Below are 4,759 nucleotides of genomic sequence, written 5' to 3'. Positions count from 1 at the left end.
CTCGGTTGTCAGCACCATCCGCGCCACCGACGAGGGCCGGAGAGCGTTTGACGTTCAACCGAGGCGATCCAAACGATTTACCGCTGGGTCGAGGCCGAAGACCCTTGTGGCGGCTGACTTGCCCTTCAGGGCGTGAGCGCCCCGGTCGGTGAGTCCGGGCGGTCGAGAAACCAGGGCATCAACGGTCTGCTGGGTGAGAAGGACTGCGTCGCCGGTGGTCTTCGTGAGCTGCTCGACTCGGGCGGCGACATTGACGGCATCACCGATCAGGGTGAACTCGAGCTTGCCTCCCCCGCCGATGGTTCCCGCGATCACCAGTCCCGTGTTGATGCCGATGCCGATCCGAAGCTCGTGGTCGAATCGCTCGGCGACGAGCTGGTGGATCAGCACAGCAGCATTTACGGCGGCCTCGGCATGATCCACAAGGTCATTCGGAGCGCCGAACACGGCCAGCGCCCCGTCGCCGAGGAACTTGTTGACGTGCCCGCCGGCGTCGACGACGGCAGGCACGACGATCTCGAACAACGCGTTGAGCCGGGCGACGGTGTCCTCGGCGGTGTTGGCCTCGGCGAACGGGGTGAAGTCGCGGACATCGACGAACATCACCGTCACCTCGCGGTGCTCACCGGTGAAGACATCGTCACCCTGCTCGAGTAGCCGCGTCGCGAGCGTTGGGTCGACGTAGGTCCCGAACGCCGCCTGAAGTCGTTGCCGCTCAGCCAAACCCGCCTGCATGCGGTTGAACGACGCCGCCAGCGCACCGAGGTCATCGTCCTGAACCACCGGTAGGCGTTGGCTGTAGTCGCCGGCGGCAACACGTTCGGTTCCTTCGGCGAGGTCGCGAATCGGTCGCAAGGATGGTGAGAACACGGAGCCGACGGTGATGGGCACCGCGACGCCAAGCGTCAACGCTGACGCGATCGCGACGGCGAGCACGGGAACCTCACTGGCCAGATCGAACGTGGCCGCCAGCATCGCGCCCGCGAGGGCGAACGCGAACGCGACCGCAAGCATCGACACGTCCGACCACGCGGCAAACGTCGGGCGAGAGCGAGGAAGGGCGTCACCTATTCCCGTCTCACCGGCGAGCGCGACCCTGGCCGGCCGCAGCATTGCTTCCGCGAGGCTGTGCACGGCGATCAGCGAGGCGGCAGCTCCGAAGACAGCGCCCACGATCCCGTACTGGACCATTCGCGACCCGGTGGCCCCGGCGATCGCACCGACAACCACTAGTAGCAGCGCACTCCCAACAGCGTTGCTCCCCACCGCTCGGGCAACTGCCCCGCGCGCCCAGATGTAGGTGGCCTCTAGCGCGCTCGCCCGATCGACCTCATCGCCGGCTGCCCACCGCTCCGCGAATCGGATCCCGCCCAGGCCGGGAAGAAGAACCACGTACGTGACGAGCAACACGACGACAACACTGATAGCGGCGGCCTCGATGTAGTTACCGGACTTCTCGTAAGCCACGACGACAAATGGCAGCATGAGATAGATCGGCAGCACCAGGGGGAACGCGACCGCGCAAATCGCCCACGAGTACCTTTCGCCGTACCGATCCCACGCCCACTGCCAGATGCCATCCATGCCGCGAGACTAAGCGCCGGTAGCCGTTGAGCTGCGGCTCTTTGGTGGAGTCGGCCAACAACAAAACGCCCCCGGCGATCGGCCGGGGGGTCCGTGCAGTGTGTGCTCTAGTGCGCGTGCCCGTGGTGGTCGTCTTCCTTTTCCTCCGGTTCCTCCGGCTTGTCCACGACGGCGGTCAACATTTCTGTAATTCGCTGGTCAGCAACTCTCATTCATTGCCATGGAGAGGTGGCATGGATCACACGAGTGGTTTCTGCCGCTGCGATGTAAGGCTCGACAAGCGAATATGCGGCGGTGAACATAGCAGAGATTGCCCAATCGATCACACGGGCTTCGAGACGCCCCTCAAGCGCTGCGGCATCAATATCCGTGACCCTCCAAACGCCGTGCTTCGCGAGCACGTGCGCTTCCTCGCGAACCGCTTCTGACTTCAGGATTCCGCTGCGAGTTGATGTGCGCCAATGGTTATCGACGATATCCGCCCACCCGTCCGAGCCGCCTACATGCTCAAAGGTCCCGAAGAGTTCGATGAGACCGTCGGTGTTGGGATCGCCCTGCTGACTCGCCCTATATCTGAGGTAGCGGTTTACGACGTTGACGACCCCCTCATAGCGGGCGTTGATGGAATAGAGTGCATCAATAATGGACAGCGCCAGGCTCGTGGGGTATCCGTCTGGGGCAATCCAAGCAACGGCCAAGCTCGACGCTATTCGGTTCGATGTACGCCTGTTGGACGACGCGGGGTCGGCTAACTCTGGACCCTTCTCCGCCGGGTGAATGGCACACGCGCCAAGGTTCTTTGGTGTTGTGGCCGCGGGGACGAGCGTCTGCGCGATCGTGTACGGGTTTTAGGGTTCGTAAACCAGTGTGCGGCACTCGCAGGCGCGCGGAGGTCGGCTTTGTCCGGATCCTAGGCGGGCGCGTGGCAACGCAAGCTCCGATCAAAAAGGCGTCCCGTCGGCTCCCATCTGCTAATTGACACATCGACGTAGCTTGACACCACCAAGCGGCCAGATGGCCAACGACTGATAGTGCGGTACGTCTCTTGGTCGACGATGGTTTGGTCGATCTATTGGTGCCACAAGTCGTCATCGACGAGTTCGACGCAACACGGCCGCCATCGAGAAGTCGATGACAGCGAGCATCGCCGCCGACCACCTCAACACCACCGTGCGAAAAGGCCCCCTCTTCGGAGGGGCCTTTTCGCGTTCAGGGGTTAGTGGTGGTGATGACCGTGGTGGTGGCCGTGATCTTCCTCTTCCTCCGGCTTTTCCACGACGGCTGTCTCGGTGGTCAGCACCATCCGCGCCACCGACGCGGCATTGAGCACGGCAGACCGAGTCACTTTCACCGGGTCGACGACACCCTCGGCGGCCAGGTCGCCGTAGGTCAACGTCTCGGCGTTCAGCCCGTGCCCCGTAGGCAACTCGCTGACCTTGTTGACCACGACTGACCCATCCAGCCCCGCGTTGGCAGCGATCCAGTACAGCGGCGCGCTGAGCGCGTCGGAGAACACGTCGACACCGAGAGCCTGGTCATCTGACAGCGACGCCCGCAGTTCAGCCAGCGCCTTACGGGCTTGCAGCAGCGCGGTGCCACCGCCCGCGACGATGCCCTCTTCAACCGCGGCTTTGGCCGCTGCCACCGCATCTTCGACGCTTTCCTTGCGCTCCTTGAGCGCGGTTTCGGTGGCCGCGCCCACCTTGATGACGGCGACGCCGCCCGCCAGCTTGGCCAGGCGCTCCTCGAGTTTCTCGCGGTCCCAATCGGAATCGGTGGTCTCGATCTCGGCGCGCAGTTGCTTGGCGCGCTCGGCGATGGCCTCGTGGCTGCCGCCGCCGTCGACGATCACGGTGTCGTCCTTGCTGACCACCACTCGGCGTGCCGAGCCCAGCACATCCAAACCCGCCTCACGCAGCAGCAGCCCGACATCGGGGTCGATCACTTGCCCGCCGGTGACCACGGCAAGGTCCTGCAGGAAGGCCTTGCGGCGATCGCCGAAGTACGGCGCCTTGACGGCGACCGCCTTGAGCGTCTTGCGGATTGCGTTGACCACCAACGTCGACAGCGCCTCACCTTCGACGTCCTCGGCGATGACCAGCAGCGGTTTGCCGGCTTCGGCCACCTTCTCCAAAAGCGGCAGCAGATCCGGCAGCGAGCTGATCTTCTCGCGGTGCAACAGGATCAGCGCGTCCTCGAGCACGGCTTCCTGCGCGTCGAAGTCGGTGACGAAGTACGCCGAGATGAAGCCTTTGTCGAAGCCCACACCTTCGGTGAACTCCAGTTCGGTGGAGAGCGTCGAGGATTCTTCGACGCTGACCACCCCGTCATGGCCCACCTTGGTCATTGCCTCGCCGACCAGCTCACCGATCTGCTCGTCGCGCGACGACACGGTGGCAACCTGCGCGATGGCGTTCTTGTCCGACACCGGTGTCGCCCCAGCCAGCAATGCCTCCGACACCGCGTCGGCGGCCTTGCTGATGCCCGAGCCGAGCGCAATCGGGTTGGCGCCGGCCGCCACCAACCGCAGCCCACCCCTGACCAGTGCTTGCGCCAGCACGGTTGCGGTGGTGGTGCCGTCGCCGGCGACGTCGTTGGTCTTGGTGGCGACCGACTTCACCAGCTGGGCGCCGAGGTTCTCGAACGGGTCTTCCAAGTCGATCTCACGGGCCACGGTGACGCCGTCGTTCGTGATGGCCGGTCCGCCAAATGCCTTGGCCAGCACCACATGACGGCCCCGGGGACCCAGCGTCACCCGCACCGCGGCGGCGAGTTTATCCACGCCGGTCTCCATGGCGCGGCGCGCGGTTTCGTCATACTCAAGCAGTTTGCTCATGGCTCAAATCCTGTCCCGGGCCGCCCGGCGACGATGCAGGCCTGAACTGGCCTGCTGAGGAGCCGGGCAGCCCGCATTGTGTAGCCGCCCCGGAAATCGCCCGCGGGCATCGCGGGGATCGCCGGGGCGGAACAACGGTTTCTACTTGTTGACGACGGCCAGCACGTCGCGGGCGGACAAGATCAGGTACTCCTCGCCGTTGTACTTGATCTCGGTGCCGCCGTACTTGCTGAAGATGACGGTGTCGCCCTCCGACACGTCCAGCGGGATCCGCTTCTCGCCTTCCTCATCCCACCGGCCGGGGCCGACAGCCACGACCTTGCCTTCCTGCGGCTTCTC

Annotated in this window: 4 protein-coding genes; all 4 read right to left on the bottom strand. The window is 64.7% G+C overall.

Annotated elements, in window-relative coordinates; genetic code table 11:
* Positions 1–54 precede the first annotated feature (54 nt).
* Positions 55–1,584: an adenylate/guanylate cyclase domain-containing protein gene (locus VFA16_RS10430; protein ID WP_324967738.1), complete on the bottom strand. Its 1,530-nt coding sequence runs from the start codon at positions 1,582–1,584 to the stop codon at positions 55–57.
* Between the two features lie 212 nt (positions 1,585–1,796).
* Positions 1,797–2,282: a hypothetical protein gene (locus VFA16_RS10425; protein WP_324967737.1), complete on the bottom strand. Its 486-nt coding sequence runs from the start codon at positions 2,280–2,282 to the stop codon at positions 1,797–1,799.
* A gap of 518 nt (positions 2,283–2,800) precedes the next feature.
* Positions 2,801–4,420: a chaperonin GroEL gene (gene groL / locus VFA16_RS10420; protein ID WP_324967736.1), complete on the bottom strand. Its 1,620-nt coding sequence runs from the start codon at positions 4,418–4,420 to the stop codon at positions 2,801–2,803.
* A 141-nt stretch (positions 4,421–4,561) separates the two neighbouring features.
* Positions 4,562–4,759, bottom strand: a 198-nt coding sequence (locus VFA16_RS10415) for a co-chaperone GroES (protein ID WP_324967735.1), incomplete at its 5' end; no start/stop codon positions are given.

The organism is Mycobacterium sp., from assembly GCF_035653355.1.
GTDB lineage: Bacteria > Actinomycetota > Actinomycetes > Mycobacteriales > Mycobacteriaceae > Mycobacterium.
The sequence above is the reverse complement of the archived record's forward strand: the minus strand, read 5'-3'. Positions and strand labels throughout refer to the sequence as shown.

Bases quoted from the DNA above. Each gene is read 5' to 3' on its own strand.
- VFA16_RS10430 (WP_324967738.1), bottom strand. From the start codon at position 1,584: ATGGATGGCATCTGGCAGTGGGCGTGGGATCGGTACGGCGAAAGGTAC.
- groL (WP_324967736.1), bottom strand. From the start codon at position 4,420: ATGAGCAAACTGCTTGAGTATGACGAAACCGCGCGCCGCGCCATGGAG.